This is a genomic window from Laedolimicola ammoniilytica (assembly GCF_025567165.1).
Classification (GTDB): Bacteria; Bacillota; Clostridia; order Lachnospirales; family Lachnospiraceae; genus Laedolimicola; species Laedolimicola ammoniilytica.
The window spans coordinates 77,396-93,443 of the sequence record NZ_JAOQKC010000009.1 but is presented as its reverse complement, the minus strand read 5'-3'; the positions used below and the strand labels follow the sequence as shown (position 1 = coordinate 93,443).

Annotated in this window: 13 protein-coding genes, 1 pseudogene and 1 riboswitch; of the genes and pseudogenes, 1 reads left to right on the top strand and 13 read right to left on the bottom strand. The window is 50.8% G+C overall.

Annotated elements, in window-relative coordinates; genetic code table 11:
• Nucleotides 1-41: 41 nt before the first annotated feature.
• Genes OCV63_RS08350 through OCV63_RS08330 form a run of 5 tightly spaced genes read right to left on the bottom strand, consistent with a single transcriptional unit; the run spans nt 42 to nt 5,201 of the window.
• Nucleotides 42-725 (bottom strand): ABC transporter ATP-binding protein, encoded by a 684-nt coding sequence (locus OCV63_RS08350; RefSeq protein WP_158363385.1) that lies wholly within the window; start codon nt 723-725, stop codon nt 42-44.
• Complete coding sequence (locus OCV63_RS08345; RefSeq protein ID WP_262670726.1) at nt 722-1,648, bottom strand: ECF transporter S component; 927 nt, start codon at nt 1,646-1,648, stop codon at nt 722-724. Before OCV63_RS08345 ends, OCV63_RS08350 begins: the two co-directional genes overlap by 4 nt.
• Nucleotides 1,618-3,369 (bottom strand): ABC transporter ATP-binding protein, encoded by a 1,752-nt coding sequence (locus OCV63_RS08340; protein WP_158363384.1) that lies wholly within the window; start codon nt 3,367-3,369, stop codon nt 1,618-1,620. Before OCV63_RS08340 ends, OCV63_RS08345 begins: the two co-directional genes overlap by 31 nt.
• A complete protein-coding gene (locus OCV63_RS08335; protein WP_158363383.1) occupies nt 3,342-4,220 on the bottom strand; it encodes an energy-coupling factor transporter transmembrane component T in 879 nt (292 codons plus the stop codon). The genes OCV63_RS08340 and OCV63_RS08335 overlap by 28 nt, the downstream gene beginning before the upstream one ends.
• A gap of 21 nt (nt 4,221-4,241) precedes the next feature.
• Entirely contained in the window at nt 4,242-5,201 is a 960-nt protein-coding gene (locus OCV63_RS08330) for a DUF4430 domain-containing protein (protein WP_262670724.1), read from the bottom strand.
• 295 nt (nt 5,202-5,496) lie between these two features.
• Nucleotides 5,497-5,685, bottom strand: a riboswitch (cobalamin riboswitch).
• A gap of 255 nt (nt 5,686-5,940) precedes the next feature.
• Between OCV63_RS08330 and OCV63_RS08325 the strand changes: the two genes are divergently transcribed.
• On the top strand, nt 5,941-7,122 hold the full coding sequence (locus OCV63_RS08325; RefSeq protein ID WP_158363382.1) for a tyrosine-type recombinase/integrase: 1,182 nt from the start codon (nt 5,941-5,943) through the stop codon (nt 7,120-7,122).
• A gap of 234 nt (nt 7,123-7,356) precedes the next feature.
• On the opposite strand, the gene OCV63_RS08320 is transcribed toward OCV63_RS08325, so the two are convergent.
• The 8 genes and pseudogenes from OCV63_RS08320 to era form a co-directional block, all read right to left on the bottom strand.
• Nucleotides 7,357-7,665, bottom strand: a complete 309-nt coding sequence (locus tag OCV63_RS08320; protein WP_158363381.1) for a type II toxin-antitoxin system RelB/DinJ family antitoxin — start codon at nt 7,663-7,665, stop codon at nt 7,357-7,359.
• Nucleotides 7,666-8,012: 347 nt separating this feature from the next.
• A pseudogene (locus OCV63_RS17625) lies at nt 8,013-8,186 on the bottom strand (nucleotidyl transferase AbiEii/AbiGii toxin family protein); the annotation flags it as partial.
• Complete coding sequence (locus tag OCV63_RS08310) at nt 8,186-8,794, bottom strand: type IV toxin-antitoxin system AbiEi family antitoxin domain-containing protein (RefSeq protein ID WP_158363380.1); 609 nt, start codon at nt 8,792-8,794, stop codon at nt 8,186-8,188. The gene OCV63_RS08310 and the pseudogene OCV63_RS17625, both read right to left, overlap by 1 nt.
• 349 nt (nt 8,795-9,143) lie before the next feature.
• A complete protein-coding gene (gene ppdK, locus OCV63_RS08305; RefSeq protein WP_158363379.1) occupies nt 9,144-11,768 on the bottom strand; it encodes a pyruvate, phosphate dikinase in 2,625 nt (874 codons plus the stop codon).
• Between the two features lie 367 nt (nt 11,769-12,135).
• A complete protein-coding gene (locus OCV63_RS08300; RefSeq protein ID WP_158363378.1) occupies nt 12,136-13,524 on the bottom strand; it encodes a glycine--tRNA ligase in 1,389 nt (462 codons plus the stop codon).
• 19 nt (nt 13,525-13,543) lie between these two features.
• Nucleotides 13,544-14,131 carry a hypothetical protein gene (locus OCV63_RS08295; RefSeq protein WP_158363377.1) on the bottom strand — a complete coding sequence of 196 codons (588 nt, stop codon included), beginning with the start codon at nt 14,129-14,131 and terminating at the stop codon, nt 13,544-13,546.
• 101 nt (nt 14,132-14,232) lie between these two features.
• On the bottom strand, nt 14,233-14,895 hold the full coding sequence (recO, locus tag OCV63_RS08290) for a DNA repair protein RecO (RefSeq protein WP_158363376.1): 663 nt from the start codon (nt 14,893-14,895) through the stop codon (nt 14,233-14,235).
• Between the two features lie 229 nt (nt 14,896-15,124).
• Nucleotides 15,125-16,039 (bottom strand): GTPase Era, encoded by a 915-nt coding sequence (gene era, locus OCV63_RS08285; RefSeq protein ID WP_158363375.1) that lies wholly within the window; start codon nt 16,037-16,039, stop codon nt 15,125-15,127.
• Nucleotides 16,040-16,048 lie beyond the last annotated feature (9 nt).

Here is a 16,048-nt window from a genome sequence, read left to right as displayed (position 1 = left end):
TCTACTTTTCCTCCCGTAAGATATTTTTCATTACAGTTTCTTTATGAAATCAAAATCTTTTCTATTTTTCCGTCCTTTAACCGGATTTCCCGGTCGGTGTAACGGATCATATCCTCGTCATGGCTGACCACCAGGAAGGTGGCTCCCCAGCGCCGGAACAGATCGGTCAGAAGCTCCATAACCTCCGTACCGGTCCGACTGTCCAGATTTCCTGTGGGCTCGTCGGCGAAGACGATGCCTGGCCTGGTGATAATCGCCCTTGCGATGCTGATACGCTGCTGCTGACCGCCGGACAGCTCCGTGGGCCGGTGCTCCGCGTGGTCGGCGAGGTCTACCATTTCCAGGGCTTCCATGGCTTTTTTCTTCCGCTCTTCCAATGGCACGCCCCGGATCTCCAAGGGGATGGCCACATTTTCCCAGGAATTAAACTGGGGGAGCAGGTTATAGGCCTGGAAGATAAAGCCAATGTGCTCCCGGCGGAAACGTCCCCGTTCCCGCTCGTTCATCTGTTCCAGATGTTCGCCCAGAAGTACTACTTCGCCATCCGTAGGGCTTTCCAGGCCTGCCAGCAGGCTTAAAAGTGTGGACTTGCCGGAACCGCTCCGGCCGCTGATGCAGACAAACTCGCCCTCCCGGACATTCAGATCCACGCCATCCACGGCGTGGACGCTGTTCTCGCCTACCTGGTAATGCTTCTGCAGGTTGTTGGTTTTGATTACACTCATAGGGTCTCTCCCTCCGGGGCTTTCGTGGAAGGCGGCAGCGTGTAACGCCTTACCTCTCCGGTCAGCCCAAATTTTTTCTTGATTCTCAAAAGCTTCCTGACCCAGGGCTCGCCCACAAGCCACAGCACCAGCGCCGTGCAGACGCCGTGGCTCAGGTCAAAGAAGAAGCTCGAGACGTAGGCGGCCCCGGCTGCCTTCCAGCTGAATGGCCGTACCCAGCCAATGATGTAGTACAGATTCATGATCCAGCCGTAGAGGAAGCCGCTTAAGAAGCCGTAGACGCACAATGCGATGGACCTTGGCCGCCTCCCTTTTGCATTGGCCTCCGTCTCTCCCACCGGGCCGAAGACGCCAAGCTTCCGAAGGACGCCTGCCAGAAATCCTAAGAGCCCCCAGCAAAACATCTGCCAGGGCGTCCAGGGTCCCTGCCCGAACAGGAAGTTACTTAAGATGGCCGCCAGGGCTCCGGTTAGGTAACCTGCCTCCGGACCAAAAGCCAGGGCCGTAATGATAATGATTGCGCTGACCGGCTTGAAATTCGGCAACGGAATCAGGGAAAAGGCGGCCCGGCCTACCACGCACAGGGCGGCCATCAGGGCAATGGGCGTCAGCTCCCTGGCTTTTACCTTCTTTCGGTCGAAGACCAGGTAGAACGGCAGAGCCGAAACAATCAGAAACACAAAGGACAGAAACAGATCGGAATTCTGAATCAGGGTGTCCTGAAGCGTCCATTCTGACTTGATATGTAAGGGCGGGCGGTGGTTCATGAACCAGGCGTAGGCCATCAGGAGTGCCGGGAGTACTACCGTAATCACCAGGGCAGCCTTGCGGGTGCCGGGGCTTACGAAGATGTCCCGAATGCGGCGTTTCTCTGCCTTCTGCTCCGCTGGTTCTAGGTCTTTCTGCTGTATGCTGCTTCGCATCCGGCGATCACCTCCCCGCATGTGATTGCTCCGGGAATGTATCCCTCGGCAATGAGACCCGCTGTAGTCGTGTAGAAGCGGTTGCCGGTGAAGAAGGCGTGGGGCTCTTCTTCGCTGGTAATGCGCCCGTCAAAAAGTAAAGCGCAGCGGTCGGCGTAGGAAGCCGCAAATTCCAGGTCGTGGGTAACCATCAACATCGTGATGCCTTCGGCTGTCAGCTTTTTCAGGATAGCCGCCAGCTCCTGCTTCAAGTAAGCGTCCAGGCCCTTTGTTGGTTCGTCCAGGAGCAGGATGTCTGCATCCTGGAGCAGTAGTTTCCCGATGGCGGCCCGCTGCAGTTCCCCACCGCTCAAGTCAAAGGGGTGGGAGGTGAGCTTGTCCGTCAGTTCCAGCTTTGCCGCCATGGCTTTGGCGCGGTCAGTAGCGTCTCCCTGACCTCCCTGCCTTGCCGCGTCCAGAAGGTCTTCCCAGACACTATCATAGGTAAAGAGGGCCTGGGGGCTCTGGGGAAGCATGGCCAGCCGTAAGGATTTATCCTTTTTCACCTTTCCCCGTAAGGGCTTCCTTAAGCCGCATAGGATACGGAGCAGAGTACTTTTACCCGCGCCGTTGCCGCCGAGCAGGGCCAGAAATTCGCCCCGCTCCAGGAATAAGCTTAAGCCCCTTAAGACGTCCTTTCCCTTTTCCTCGTACCGGAACCAGAGTTCGCTTGCCTCCAGGGCAGGGGCTTCCTTTTTTTCCCGGTGAGAAACTTTCGCGCCACCTGTAGCGCCTGTGGATGTACTCTGCATTCTTTCTATGTAGGTTCCCTTTTCCACTCCGCTGCCGGGTAAGAGCATGCCATTCTCTGCTTCCACATTTTCAAAAGGAAGCTCTAACTCCCGCAGGATGCGCCTGGCGTCCCGGATGCTTAGGGGCAGCTTTTTTCCCTTGGGACAGATGCCTTCTTTTTGCAGCTCTCCGAAGATCCTTGCTGCCCCGGGCAGTCCCAGATAGATACGGGAGGCTGCCGGATCCCTCTGCAGGGCAAAGGTCAGGTTTTCCGGCGTGTCATCAGCCAGAATTCCCCCCTGCTTCATCAACAGCACCCGGTCTGCCCTCTGAAAGACGTCTTCCAGCCGGTGCTCGCAGAGAAGCACCGCTACCCCCAGCTCCCGGTTGATCCGGGCTACGGTATCCAACAGGTTCCTGGCTGCCAGCGGATCCAGCATGGAGGTGGGCTCGTCCAGAATTAAAAGCTTCGGGTTCATGGCCATAATCGACGCCAGGTTTAACATCTGCTTCTGGCCGCCGGAGAGCTCCGAGGTTTTCTTCCGGAACCATTCCTCCATCCCGAAGAAGCTGGCCATCTCACTAACCTTCCGCTGAATCATATGGGTCGGAAGCGCCATGTTTTCCAGCCCGAAGGCCAACTCGTGCCAGACGTAATCTGTGACAATCTGGTTGTCCGGGTTCTGCTGTACATAGCCAATCTCCATGGCCGAGGTCAGCTCCGGGACTTCGCTCAGGGGCTGTTCCCGATAGTAGACGGTACCGCCCCGAGCCCCTGCCGGGGTCAGTTCCGGCTTAGCCTGCCGTAAAAGCGTTGTCTTACCACAGCCGGACTCACCGCAGACGACCAGGTATTCCCCCTCCTCCATGGAAAAAGAGACTTCATCTAAGGCCCGTCTTGCCGCGTCAGGGTACGCAAAGCTTACTTTTTCAAACCGTAAGAGCGCCATACAAGGGCCTCCTTTCCTTCTAAGATGGCTGGCAGGAAAGCCAGTACGCCGAACAGAAAATAGAGGACGATACCGCTTTCTCCTGTTATCACCGCATCCATACGCGGGTAAAATTCCATATGTCCGTGGCCAAAAGCCCTGGCTATCACGCAGACGCCGGAAAGCATCAGCACACCGCACAGGAACCGGAAATCCCTGGAATCAAAATGGAATAAATGAAAGGTCGTACGACGCTTCAGGCCATACCCTCTCGCTTTCATGGAATCCGTCTGCTCCACAGCCCCCTCCAGGCTCCAGCCCACCAGGGTCGAGGTATGCCGGATGGCTGTGCCCAGCTTGCCGGCAAAGTTCTTTTTCGCCGGGCGAAGCATTTCCTGACTCTCTTTGATCTCGGTAAGCTGACGGTTCAGCTTCGGGACAAGCTGCAGGGCCATGCTGATCAAAAGCGCGCTGGACGGCGCTATTTTCCCAAAGAGATATAAGAACTTCTCACTGGTCATGACCTCACTGTAGCAACCAAACCAGAGAATCAATGCCGCTAGGGACAGGCCCGCCGTGATACCGTAAGCGATGGCCTCCAGGGTAATCCACTGGTTCAGGAACATCCCGAGCAGGGTCACGCCGCGGTGGTTGATCAGCGGGTTCGCCACGGCCACCAGCAGGAACATGGGGATTACAAAACGAAACTGCTGCCCGGCTCCTTTCCCGCCTTTCAGACACAGGAGAAAGCTAAAGGCTCCCATCAGCGATACGACCATCATCACCGGGTGGAAGCAGACCAGGGTCAGGCCGATGACTGCCACGAAATAGATCAATATGCAGATGGGATGCAGGTTTTCAAAGTATCGCATATGAGGTTCCTTTTATCTCTATCAGTCGTGATTTTCTTTCCATTCTTTTCCATAACCGTAAGGATCGCCGTTTGGAAGGTCACAGCCCAGGTCGCAGGTGTAATTCCACTCAATAACATCGCCCGCGGATACGGTGTACTGACCGCAGCCATAGTTGGGATACCAGCTGTTCACACAGTACATCCAGCCCGACCAGCGTCCTCCATCAAATTCATAGAGATTATTGATCCCCTCGATATACTGCCCGCCGTTGGCTCCGCTGTATTCCATCTGGAGCTTGTAGGTGTCGCGAATGCGGCAGAGCAGGTCAAAGACTGTCTCGCCCTCCTCAAACTCCATGGTGATAACCGGAAGGATACAGCCGCTGGCCGGGACGATGCCAGCCCATTTAGGATCTTTCGCCATACCGTTTGCTACGGCAGTATCACAGCGGATCGTAAATGTCACGGTGTTTTTCTTTGTGGTATTCTGTTCCTTTCCGGAATTACTGTTGTTTTTTCCGCTGTTATCGTTACGATCCGGGAGCGGGATATCTACATTTCCACTTGTGTTGTCCTTCTTCGGAATCTCCACGGTGGACTGTCCGGAATTATCCGCTGCCTCACTGGTGCTTTCCTCATGGCTTGCCTTTTCGCTTTTTACGTCTGCGCTGTCAGAGGTTACGCCGTATAAATCCTGCACGGTGGTATTGTCCGTATACTGGGAGATATCCTCCCGGCCGTTGACGCCCGCTTTTTTCTTATCACCGCTCAGCTTCTGCTTCAGCCAGTCCATAGGGCTTTCTTTCTTGGCAGCCACCTCTTCCTCAGTGACTTCGCCGTCGCCGCCAACGTAGTCGATGTCCAGGGTCTGGGAGCTGCCACCCAGGCCGGAGCTGGATGAACCGCAGCCGGTAACCGGAAGCGCCAGGGCCAGTACAAGGAGCCAGAGACTCATGGTACGGACAAAGTGCCTTTTATTTCTATGTAAGTTCAGCTTCATTCTCATTTCCTCCCGTTGTTATTTTGGGTACATTTTGGGGGATCAAAAAAGGTAACAGAAACAAAACCCGTTCTGGATTTTTTTCTCTGTTACCTGATAGTTGTTTTATACGAACATGGCCACTTTTATATTTCATAGCCCTACCCTGTATCCCTGTCTTTCCCTGCTGACTATTACAGTACCGTATAAATGTTCGGGACATTACCCTTTTGAACAAAGACAGGACACCATATTCTATTTTATCTTTTTCTTTCCATCCCACCAAAAAAAATCTCCAATATGCCTTTTGGAAATCAAGGTATTTCTCGCAAATGCCGTATTCTGACTCGGAGCTTCCAGCCTACCGGCCGCCCTTCTCGGTTTCCCAATGGTTCTTGCGGCTTTCGTATCTCCACACAGCAGGGATTAACTGTCACGGATTCTAACCGTATTCCGGGAGCCGCTTTTGTCACTGCGTCTCCGCTCATTTGCTGAATGACTGTATTATTTGGTTTTTATCGGCCATAATAAAAATATATAAATATAGCCGTGTAGCTTTCTTAGATTATTTCAATCCAGGAAAACTCTACAGTGGTTATATTACCTGTTGTTCACAATTTTGTCAATCTTTTTCGGCATTTTTGTTAGTTTTACCTTGGCTTTTGGTTGGTTTTTCTGGTAAAGACATACAAAAGTGCTAATTTGCTTGTTTTTCCGCCGTCAGAAAAATAGGCAACTATTATATTAGGAGGAATACTTTATGCGAACCGGACCAAATATCTATAAACGTAAAGACGGCCGTTGGGAGGCACGTGTGCTGCTTGCACGTAAACCGGGTGGAAAATCCCGGTATAAATATCTATATGCCTCCACTTACCGGGAAGTAGCGCGGGCAAAAACCAACTACGAAAGCGCCCTGTCTGCTTCGATTAAAATCACGCCCATGAGCAGTCTCTCTTTTTCCGAAGCCTCAAAGGAATGGCTGGAAGCTTTTCAGAAGAAATGGAAACCAGCCACTTATAATAAATATGTGAATTGTCTGAAAAAATATATTTTACCGGAGTGGGAAGCTGTAGCTGCGGCAGGTATTACGCAGGAATGTTATGATGCACTTATTTTCCATCTGGAAGAAACTCTGTCCGGCAGTTCACTCAGAACTATAAATACGGTCATTATCGGCTGTCTGAAGCACAGCCTGAAATGTGTTCCGATTCTCTGTAAAACTCCGACCGAGAACCCGAAGAATACCAGATTGGTTACGCTTTCAGAACAGGAGGCTGCCAGATTGACAGAGGCGCTTTGTGTACGTTCAGATTTATCCGCCGTCGGAATACTACTAACACTCCATAGCGGCATACGAATTGGTGAGTTGTGTGCGCTTCGCTGGGAAGATATCTGTGTAGAACAGCAGATTCTCCATATTCGCCATACCCTACAGAGAATTCAGGTTCCGCACGCAGCCCCGAAACAACCGATGACCCGTCTGCAGCTTGGCTTGCCGAAGAATAAACGGGAACGAGAAATCCCTATGCATCCTGCTATTTTCCAACAGCTTCAGAATCTTAGCCGAATTTATCCACCGTCAACTTATCTACTGTCCGGAACAGAAAAACCGGTGGAACCGCGCACGATTGCAAACCGATTTAAACGGATTCTAAAAGATACCGGAATCCGGGATATTCACTTTCATGCACTCCGCCATACCTTCGCGACCCGCTGTGTAGAATCCAATATTAATATTCCGGCACTTAGCGAGATGTTGGGCCATTCTTCCATTAGAATTACGGTAGATCGGTATGTACATCTGTCGCGTAAATTCAAGCAGGAGCAAATTGAAGCGGTGTCGTTTACGGACATCGTTTCTAAGAATCCGCCTGGGAATTCCGGCCTGGTTTCAGAAGCGTCAAGCCGTCAAGAATCTCGTCAGGGAGCGAGCGGATGACCGGTATTTCAAGGGGAAAACGGGACTGCTTTCCTGGATTGAAATAATCTAAGATATTTTTTCCTATTAAATAATACGAATTCGTACTGAAAATGTCAAAAAAAAGAGTGCCTGAAAAGATTTTTCTTTCCATGCACTCTTTACTGGTTTTTATTGCTTTGTGTAAAGATTTATTTGCTTATCAATGTTGCGTCCGCCATACATCACACGCAGAATCTCAACTGTTTTCCTATATCATAAGCCATAATCCTTACGTATCGCATCAAATACCTCTTTTACATTTTTGGTGCGTCCCGCCTGCACATCTGCATATCCCTTTTCCAATTCTTCATGGAACTCTGCTTCCGATAATGTGCTGATATCAGCTGGTCTTGCAGATGGAATTTTTACTTCAAACGGAAGTCCTCTCTGTAAGATAATCTGTTTATAAAACATATTGATTGCATTAGAAGCCGGAATTCCAAGGGTAGATAAAATGCTTTCCGCCTGCTCTTTCACATCCGGTTCTATTCTCGCATATAAATTCGCTGATTTTGCTGCCATATAGAATGTCTCCTTTCTTATGCTGCATTTTCTTCTACCCTTATTATACGCAAATGTCCGCACAATAGCAAGTCATTTTTCGGCCTCACAAATCCCCGCCATCACATACTCCGCGCATGGCAGGGCAATGGAATTACCCAGGACCCGATACTACCAGCCCCTTACGGGGACTTTATAACACGAAAAGCGCCTCCGAAGAAGCGCTTTCCTTCGCCTGCTCCTGCTGGGTTAATGTATCTTTTCCGCTATCCTCACCTCCATCCCTTTACTTTAGTGTCCCATATGTTTTGCCACTCTTTCTCATTCACTATCGCATCAAACACAGGCTCAAGAAAAGTCTGGATTTCCGTAATAATGAACAATCCACCTTTGAGTATTAGCGTATCCTCACACCCAGATTTTGATAGCTTTCTCAAAAATTCTTCCTGCACAAAAAGCTGCAAGCATTGCTGATAGCTGATACCGGAAGCTTTTGCTTTATTTCTCAGCTTTGCCAGAACGGAAGCTGCAATATCTGCCATTACAACCACACTCCAATCAATTCTTTAACCTTTTTCTGCACACGCAGTTTTTTGGCATACATCATAAGGTTTGGTATATTCTTTTTCGGGTCATTAACATACCCTTGTATTGCTTTATTGAAAATTTCTTTATCCATTTTACTCATATTTTTCAGGACATCGCAAATTGTTCGGTCACGGTCATAAATTCGCACTTTTGTAAAATCAATCTCACCTGTTGTTTCACCAATCGTAACCAAATCGGACTCAAGGCGATATACTTTAATGAATGGATACTCTATATTGGTTCGTAATTTTGAAGCATTCCTGTCTATGGCAAAATTCCACTCAGCGGGGTTTCTATCGCTGTATTCATAATAGAATAGAGCAGTTTCCATACAAAGAACAGCATCGGGAAACAATCTATTAATGATAACTATTTCTTTGGCTTCGCAGTTTTCAATCCAGTGATAATAACCTCGTCTTATTCTTTCAATAAAACCCTCATCTAAAAGTTGTTTAATGTCTGCATAGTATAGCTTAGCTTCAAGAAGCTCGGCAGTAGTCATTACATAGTGATGCCGATTGAACAGCTTTCTCACATTTTTAATATCATTTTCACGAAGCATTTGTCCACCTCTATTTAATTGCCTCAATTTTTTTATTGGTTGGGTACTTTACTATATTGTATGCAATTTCCATATAGAAAATCAATAGTAAACTGCCCACTTAAAAATAAACAAGTGGGCAGTTTACTATAATAGAAATATGCGATATTTCCGATGCTTCTCTGGGGTAAAAAATAAGCGTACCACTATTTCTAATGATACGCTTATCGTATTTAACTGTTAATCAAGGTCTATGAATACCCTTACAGTGGTATCTCTCCACTAATTTTTCCTTACATACTGTCCGTTAGCCTTTCGATAGGCTGCTGCCTGCTCGAAACTAAGCGGCAATTCAAAGGAAAGAGAACTCCTACTTATTTGCGATCGCTGCCTGTGCTGCTGCCAGTCTTGCAATCGGTACACGGAACGGGGAGCAGGATACATAGTCCAGGCCAATCTTATGGCAGAACTCTACGGAAGACGGATCTCCGCCATGCTCGCCGCAGATACCTACATGCAGGTTCGGATTTACCGGCTTGCCAAGCTTGATAGCCAGCTCCATGAGCTTGCCTACGCCTGTCTGATCCAGCTTCGCGAACGGGTCGTTCTCCAGGATCTTTTTGTCGTAGTACGCGTTCAGGAACTTGCCTGCGTCGTCACGGGAGAAGCCGTAGGTCATCTGAGTCAGGTCGTTGGTACCGAAGCAGAAGAAGTCCGCATCCTTCGCGATAGCGTCTGCGGTCAAGGCTGCTCTCGGGATCTCGATCATGGTACCTACCTCATACTTCAGGTCGATGCCTGCTGCCGCGATCTCAGCGTCTGCAGTCTCTACTACTACCTTCTTTACAAACCTCAGCTCTTTCTCCTCACATACCAGCGGAATCATGATTTCCGGTTTTACATTCCAGTCAGCGTGTGCCTTCTTTACATTGATAGCCGCGCGGATGACAGCTCTGGTCTGCATCTTCGCGATCTCCGGATAGGTAACAGCCAGACGGCAGCCTCTGTGGCCCATCATCGGGTTGAACTCATGCAGGGATGCAATGATGTTCTTAATAGTCTCTACAGACTTGCCCTGTGCCTCTGCCAGCTTCTCGATGTCAGCTTCCTCAGTCGGAACAAACTCATGAAGGGGCGGATCCAGGAAACGGATGGTAACCGGGCAGCCCTCCAGAGCCTCGTACAGCTTCTCGAAGTCTCCCTGCTGATAGGGCAGGATCTTCTCCAGTGCTGCTTCTCTCTCTTCTGCGGTATCGGAGCAAATCATCTCACGGAATGCAGCGATTCTGTCTTCCTCGAAGAACATATGCTCGGTACGGCACAGACCGATACCCTCAGCGCCCAGCTCGCGTGCTTTCTTCGCATCCGCCGGTGTATCCGCATTAGTACGAACCTTCAGGGTTCTGAACTTGTCAGCCCATGCCATAACGCGGCCGAACTCGCCTGCGATCTTTGCGTCCGCGGTCGGGATCTGTCCATCGTAGATATTACCTGTAGTACCGTCGATGGAAATCCAGTCTCCCTCATGGTACTCCTTACCAGCCAGTGTAAACTTCTTATTCGCCTCGTCCATAGCGATATCGCCACAGCCGGATACACAGCAGGTTCCCATTCCACGGGCAACAACTGCTGCATGGGAGGTCATACCGCCACGAACGGTCAGGATACCCTGTGCGACCTTCATTCCTGTGATATCCTCCGGAGAGGTCTCCAGACGAACCAGAACAACCTTCTCGCCTCTCTCATCCCATTTTTCAGCATCCTCTGCGGTAAATACGATGCGTCCGCATGCTGCTCCCGGAGAAGCTCCCAGACCCTTGCCGGCCGGTGTAGCTGCCTTCAGCGCTGCAGCGTCGAACTGCGGATGAAGCAGAGTATCCAGGTTACGCGGGTCGATCATAGCTACAGCCTCTTCCTCTGTACGCATACCCTCGTCTACCAGGTCGCAGGCAATTTTCAGAGCTGCCTGTGCGGTTCTCTTACCGTTACGTGTCTGCAGCATGTACAGCTTGCCGTGCTCTACGGTAAACTCCATATCCTGCATATCTCTGTAATGATCCTCCAGGATCTTGCAAACCTTATTGAACTCCTCAAATGCCTCCGGGAACTTCTCGCCCATCTCAGAGATGTGCATCGGAGTACGAACGCCTGCTACTACGTCCTCGCCCTGTGCATTGGTCAGGAACTCACCGAACAGTCCCTTCTCACCGGTAGCCGGGTCACGGGTGAAGGCTACGCCGGTACCGCAGTCGTCGCCCATGTTACCGAATGCCATGGACTGTACGTTGACTGCCGTTCCCCAGGAATAGGGGATATCGTTGTCACGACGGTATACGTTCGCACGGGGGTTGTCCCAGGAACGGAATACAGCCTTGATTGCTCCCATCAGCTGCTCCTTCGGATCATCCGGGAAGTCTGCGCCGATCTTCTCTTTATATTCTGCCTTGAACTGGTTTGCCAGCTCCTTCAGGTCTTCTGCTGTCAGCTCTACGTCCTGCTTAACGCCCTTCTTCTCCTTCATAGCGTCAATCAGTTCTTCGAAGTACTTCTTTCCTACTTCCATTACAACGTCAGAGTACATCTGAATAAATCTCCGATAGCAGTCCCATGCCCAGCGGGGATTGCCGGATTTCTCTGCGATTGCGTTTACTACGGTCTCGTTCAGACCCAGGTTCAGAATGGTGTCCATCATACCCGGCATGGATGCACGAGCGCCGGAACGAACGGACACCAGCAGCGGATTCTCCGCGTCACCGAACTTCTTGCCGGTGATCTCTTCCATCTTGCCGATATACTCGTTGATCTGTCCCATGATCTCATCGTTGATTTCCTGTCCGTCCTCGTAGTACTGGGTGCAGGCTTCTGTCGTGATTGTGAAGCCCTGCGGTACGGGGAGTCCCAGGCCTGTCATCTCTGCCAGATTTGCTCCCTTTCCACCCAGAAGATTACGCATCTGCGCATTACCTTCTTTGAATAAATAAACCCATTTTGCCATTGCCCTGTTTTCCTCCTGTTAATTATGTTTAATCCCGGCTATCTATGCGTTCTCTCCCAATGCATAAAAATAGCGCGGGATCTGTGGTCAACGACCAAACCCTGCGCACATGTATAGTGTAACACACTCGTAATATTTGTCAAGCTTATTTCGTGGATTTATCATAAACTTTACCCGAATTGCGGAACTGTTTTTGTTTATTTTTTAACTATCTCACAGGAATCCACATATTTGGATTCGGCGGATTGTTCTTATCAGAAAAAGGAACCGTGAGTCTGACCTCACTGTAAGAATCAGAAGCAGGAAAAATGCACCTCTGGCTGACGTTAGTCAAGGGTGCATTTTTCCTGTTTCGTCCTATATGAAATTAGAATGTGAATTTATCAGCAAAGTACGCATCCAGCTCGTCGATCTTCACACGTACCTGCTCCATGGTGTCACGGTCACGGATGGTCACTGCGCCATCTGTCTCGGACTCGAAATCGTAGGTCACGCAGAACGGGGTACCGATCTCGTCCTGACGACGGTATCTCTTACCGATATTACCTCTGTCATCAAACTCGCAGTTATACTTCTTGCTAAGCTGTGCGAAGATCTTCTCCGCGCCCTCGTTCAGCTTCTTGGACAGGGGCAGCACGCCGATCTTCACCGGTGCCAGCGCCGGATGGAAATGAAGCACGGTACGCACGTCGCCGCCCTCCAGCTCCTCCTCGTCATAAGCAGCGCACAGGAACGCCAGAACCACACGGTCTGCGCCCAGAGACGGCTCGATAACGTAGGGGATGTATTTCTCCTTGGACTCATCGTCAAAGTAAGACATATCCTGTCCGGACACATTCTGATGCTGGGTCAGGTCATAATCGGTTCTGTCCGCAATACCCCACAGCTCGCCCCAGCCAAACGGGAACAGGAACTCAAGATCCGTAGTCGCCTTGCTGTAGAAGCACAGCTCCTCCGGAGAATGGTCGCGGGCGCGCATCTCGTCGTCCTTCATGCCGAGGGACTTCAGCCAGTCGATGCAGTACTGCTTCCAGTAAGCGAACCACTCCAGGTCGGTTCCCGGCTTGCAGAAGAATTCCAGCTCCATCTGCTCAAACTCTCTGGTACGGAAGGTGAAGTTACCCGGCGTAATCTCGTTACGGAAGGACTTACCGATCTGACCGATACCGAACGGAATCTTCTTTCTGGAGGTTCTCTGTACATTCTTAAAGTTTACGAAGATACCCTGCGCAGTCTCCGGACGGAGATATACGGTATTCTTCGCGTCCTCGGTTACGCCCTGGAAGGTCTTGAACATCAGGTTGAACTGACGGATATCGGTGAAATCATGCTTTCCGCAGGAGGGGCAGCAGATATTGTGCTCGTCCACATAAGCCTTCATCTCCTCCGGGGACCAAGCGTCCACGGAGCCCTCGATCTCGATGCCATTATCAGCCATGTAATCCTCGATGAGCTTATCAGCGCGGAAACGCTCCTTACAGCTCTTGCAGTCCATCAGCGGATCGGAGAAGCCACCCAGATGTCCGGAGGCTACCCAGGTCTGCGGGTTCATCAGGATAGCGCAGTCCACGCCTACGTTGTACGGATTCTCCTGTACGAACTTCTGCCACCACGCGCGCTTCACATTGTTCTTCAGCTCCACGCCCAGATTACCGTAATCCCAGGTGTTCGCCAGGCCGCCGTAAATCTCAGAACCCGGATATACAAAGCCTCTTGCCTTTGCCAGAGATACAATTTTGTCCATTGTCTTTTCCATTTGCTTTTCTCCTCTTCGCTTATTTATAAATGATATATGACAGTCCGCCGTCTGCGACAGCCGCCTGCTTTTTGCCTGTTACGCTTACATTGCCGCCTGCGGATACCGCAAGAATCGTGCCCGGCGTCTGTACCTGCACCGTCTCATCAGTCTCCAGAACCAGCACCTGCGCCTCGTCCGCGCTGTCCAGGGCGTCCAGTGAGGTCTGCGCCCCGTCCGCACCCAGCAGTTCTCCGGTCAGTTCATAGCCCTCAGCCCGGGCCTCCGCCACCGTTCCGGTGAACAGGGTCATCTCCATGTAATCTTCATAGTACTCGCTTCCGTCAAAGACCAGCTGCAGGGTCGCAGTCCCGTCCTTTACTTCGAACTTCTTAAGCGTCACATGGTCGGCGGCAAAGTTCTTATTGTACTCGGCCAGTTCCGACTCTATCTCGCTCTGAAGCTCCTCGGAATCGTAGAAATCCTTGTCAAATTTCTCCACAATCGTGTCGGTTATCTTTCCTTTTTTGTCCAGCGCAATCGTACTCTCCGCAGGGACAGACCCGCCGCATCCGGCCAGAACCGATAACATACAGATCAGGAGACAGAAACAGACTGATTTTCTCATCTATACTCCTCCCACTTCTCTTCTAAGGCTTTCACCTCAGGGAATCCCATATAGTATAGCGTCTTTTAACTGATTTTTCAACCGAAAATTCCATGGGAATTTCATATTGCACAGGAAACGCAGGCTTCCAGAATGTCAAGAGACTTGAAATGCCCCTCCATGTACTTCTCCCGGTACCGGTGCAGCACGAATCGCAATTCTCCCAGCACCTGCTCCGACACTCGGAAGGTGTAGAGCTTCTCGATGGAAGAGGCGGCGATATACTGTAGGGTGTACCGGGTGGATTCACAAATATCGAGCTCCTCAAAATCCGGCGGACACTCGCCGTTCACCACCAGTACCTTCAGTTCATATATGTAACGGATCAGTTCGTCGGGAACACTTGGTTTACATAAAGCCCGCAAGGATTGATACAGCAGCTTCAGCATCTGTATTTCGTCGTTGGCCTCCCTGGTATAATATTCCGCCAGCTCGCAGAAATAGAACCCGTAGCAGGCTCCTTCAAAATCCGCGCTGAGCTCGTGGAAGTAGTTGGAGGCCTTCGCCTGCATCAGATTGTAGGAGGTACGGCCCTCATAAACCGAGAATTCACCGAAGACAAAGGAATTGCAGACCGCCAGAAGGGGACTGTTCTGCCGCCTGGCCCCTCTGGCAAAGGCCGTGATTTTGCCCCGTTCCCGGGTCAGAAGGATGATGCGCTTGTCATAATCCCCCTGAGGGTAGGCCGCCAGCACCAGGCCGGTCACTGTGATCATCTGTCCCATAGTCTTCTGCCCTCCGGCTTTCTCCTTTCTCCCCGGCGGAATTTTCCGCCCGCTCCCGGGTAATCCCTTTGTATCTTAAGTAATCTTCCACCGTTCCGGTCAGTTCAAACTGTTCCCATGTCATCTGCTTCGCCCCTGTTCTAATGTAACTTGGAATCTATTCTTAATGTATCCAGATTCCCCACAGGTATGCCCGCAAATAAATGGTAACAGAAGGGTTCGTCATTCCTTACATTTCCAAATCTTTCTTATCATAACCGAAGTTCTTAATCAGGAAATCACTGTCCCTCCAGTCCTTCTTCACCTTGACCCAGAGCTGCAGATTTGTCCTCATCTCCAGCATATCCTCGATCTCATAGCGGGCCGCGCTGCCAATCTTTTTAAGCATACTGCCCTGCTTTCCGATGATGATGCCCTTGTGGGAATCCCGCTCACAGATAATCGTGGCGTCGATGTCCATCACCTTCCCGTTCGGCCGCTCCTTCATTTTGTCGATGGAGACCGCGATGCCATGGGGAATCTCTTCGTTCAGGCAGCGCAGGGCCTTTTCCCGAATAAGCTCCGCCACGATCTGTCGCATGGGCTGATCGGTCACCGTATCCTCATCGTAGAATTTCGGTCCGTAGGGCAGATATTTGAAAATCTGCTCGATGAGGGTGTCTGTGTTATCGCCGCTCAGGGCTGATACCGGTACGATCTCATCGAATTCGTGAAGCTTCCGATAAGTATCGATGACCGCCAGCAGTTCCTCCTTTTTCACGGTGTCGGTCTTATTGATGACCAGAATCACCGGCGTGCTCACCTTTTTCAGCTGCCCGGCGATATGCTGCTCGCCTGCGCCCACGAAGGTGGTGGGCTCCACCAGCCAGAGGATCACATCCACCTCTTTTAAGGTCCTCTCCGCTGCATTGACCATGTACTCCCCCAGCTTGTTCTTGGCCTTGTGAATACCCGGCGTGTCCAGGAATACGATCTGGCCCTCGTCGCAGGTATAGACCGTCTGAATCCGGTTCCGGGTGGTCTGGGGCTTATTGGATGTGATGGCGATTTTCTGTCCGATCAGTTTGTTCATCAGGGTGGATTTTCCCACATTGGGCCGGCCAATCAGGGTGGCAAAGCCGGATTTGCAATTCTTATTCTCCATATTTTTCCT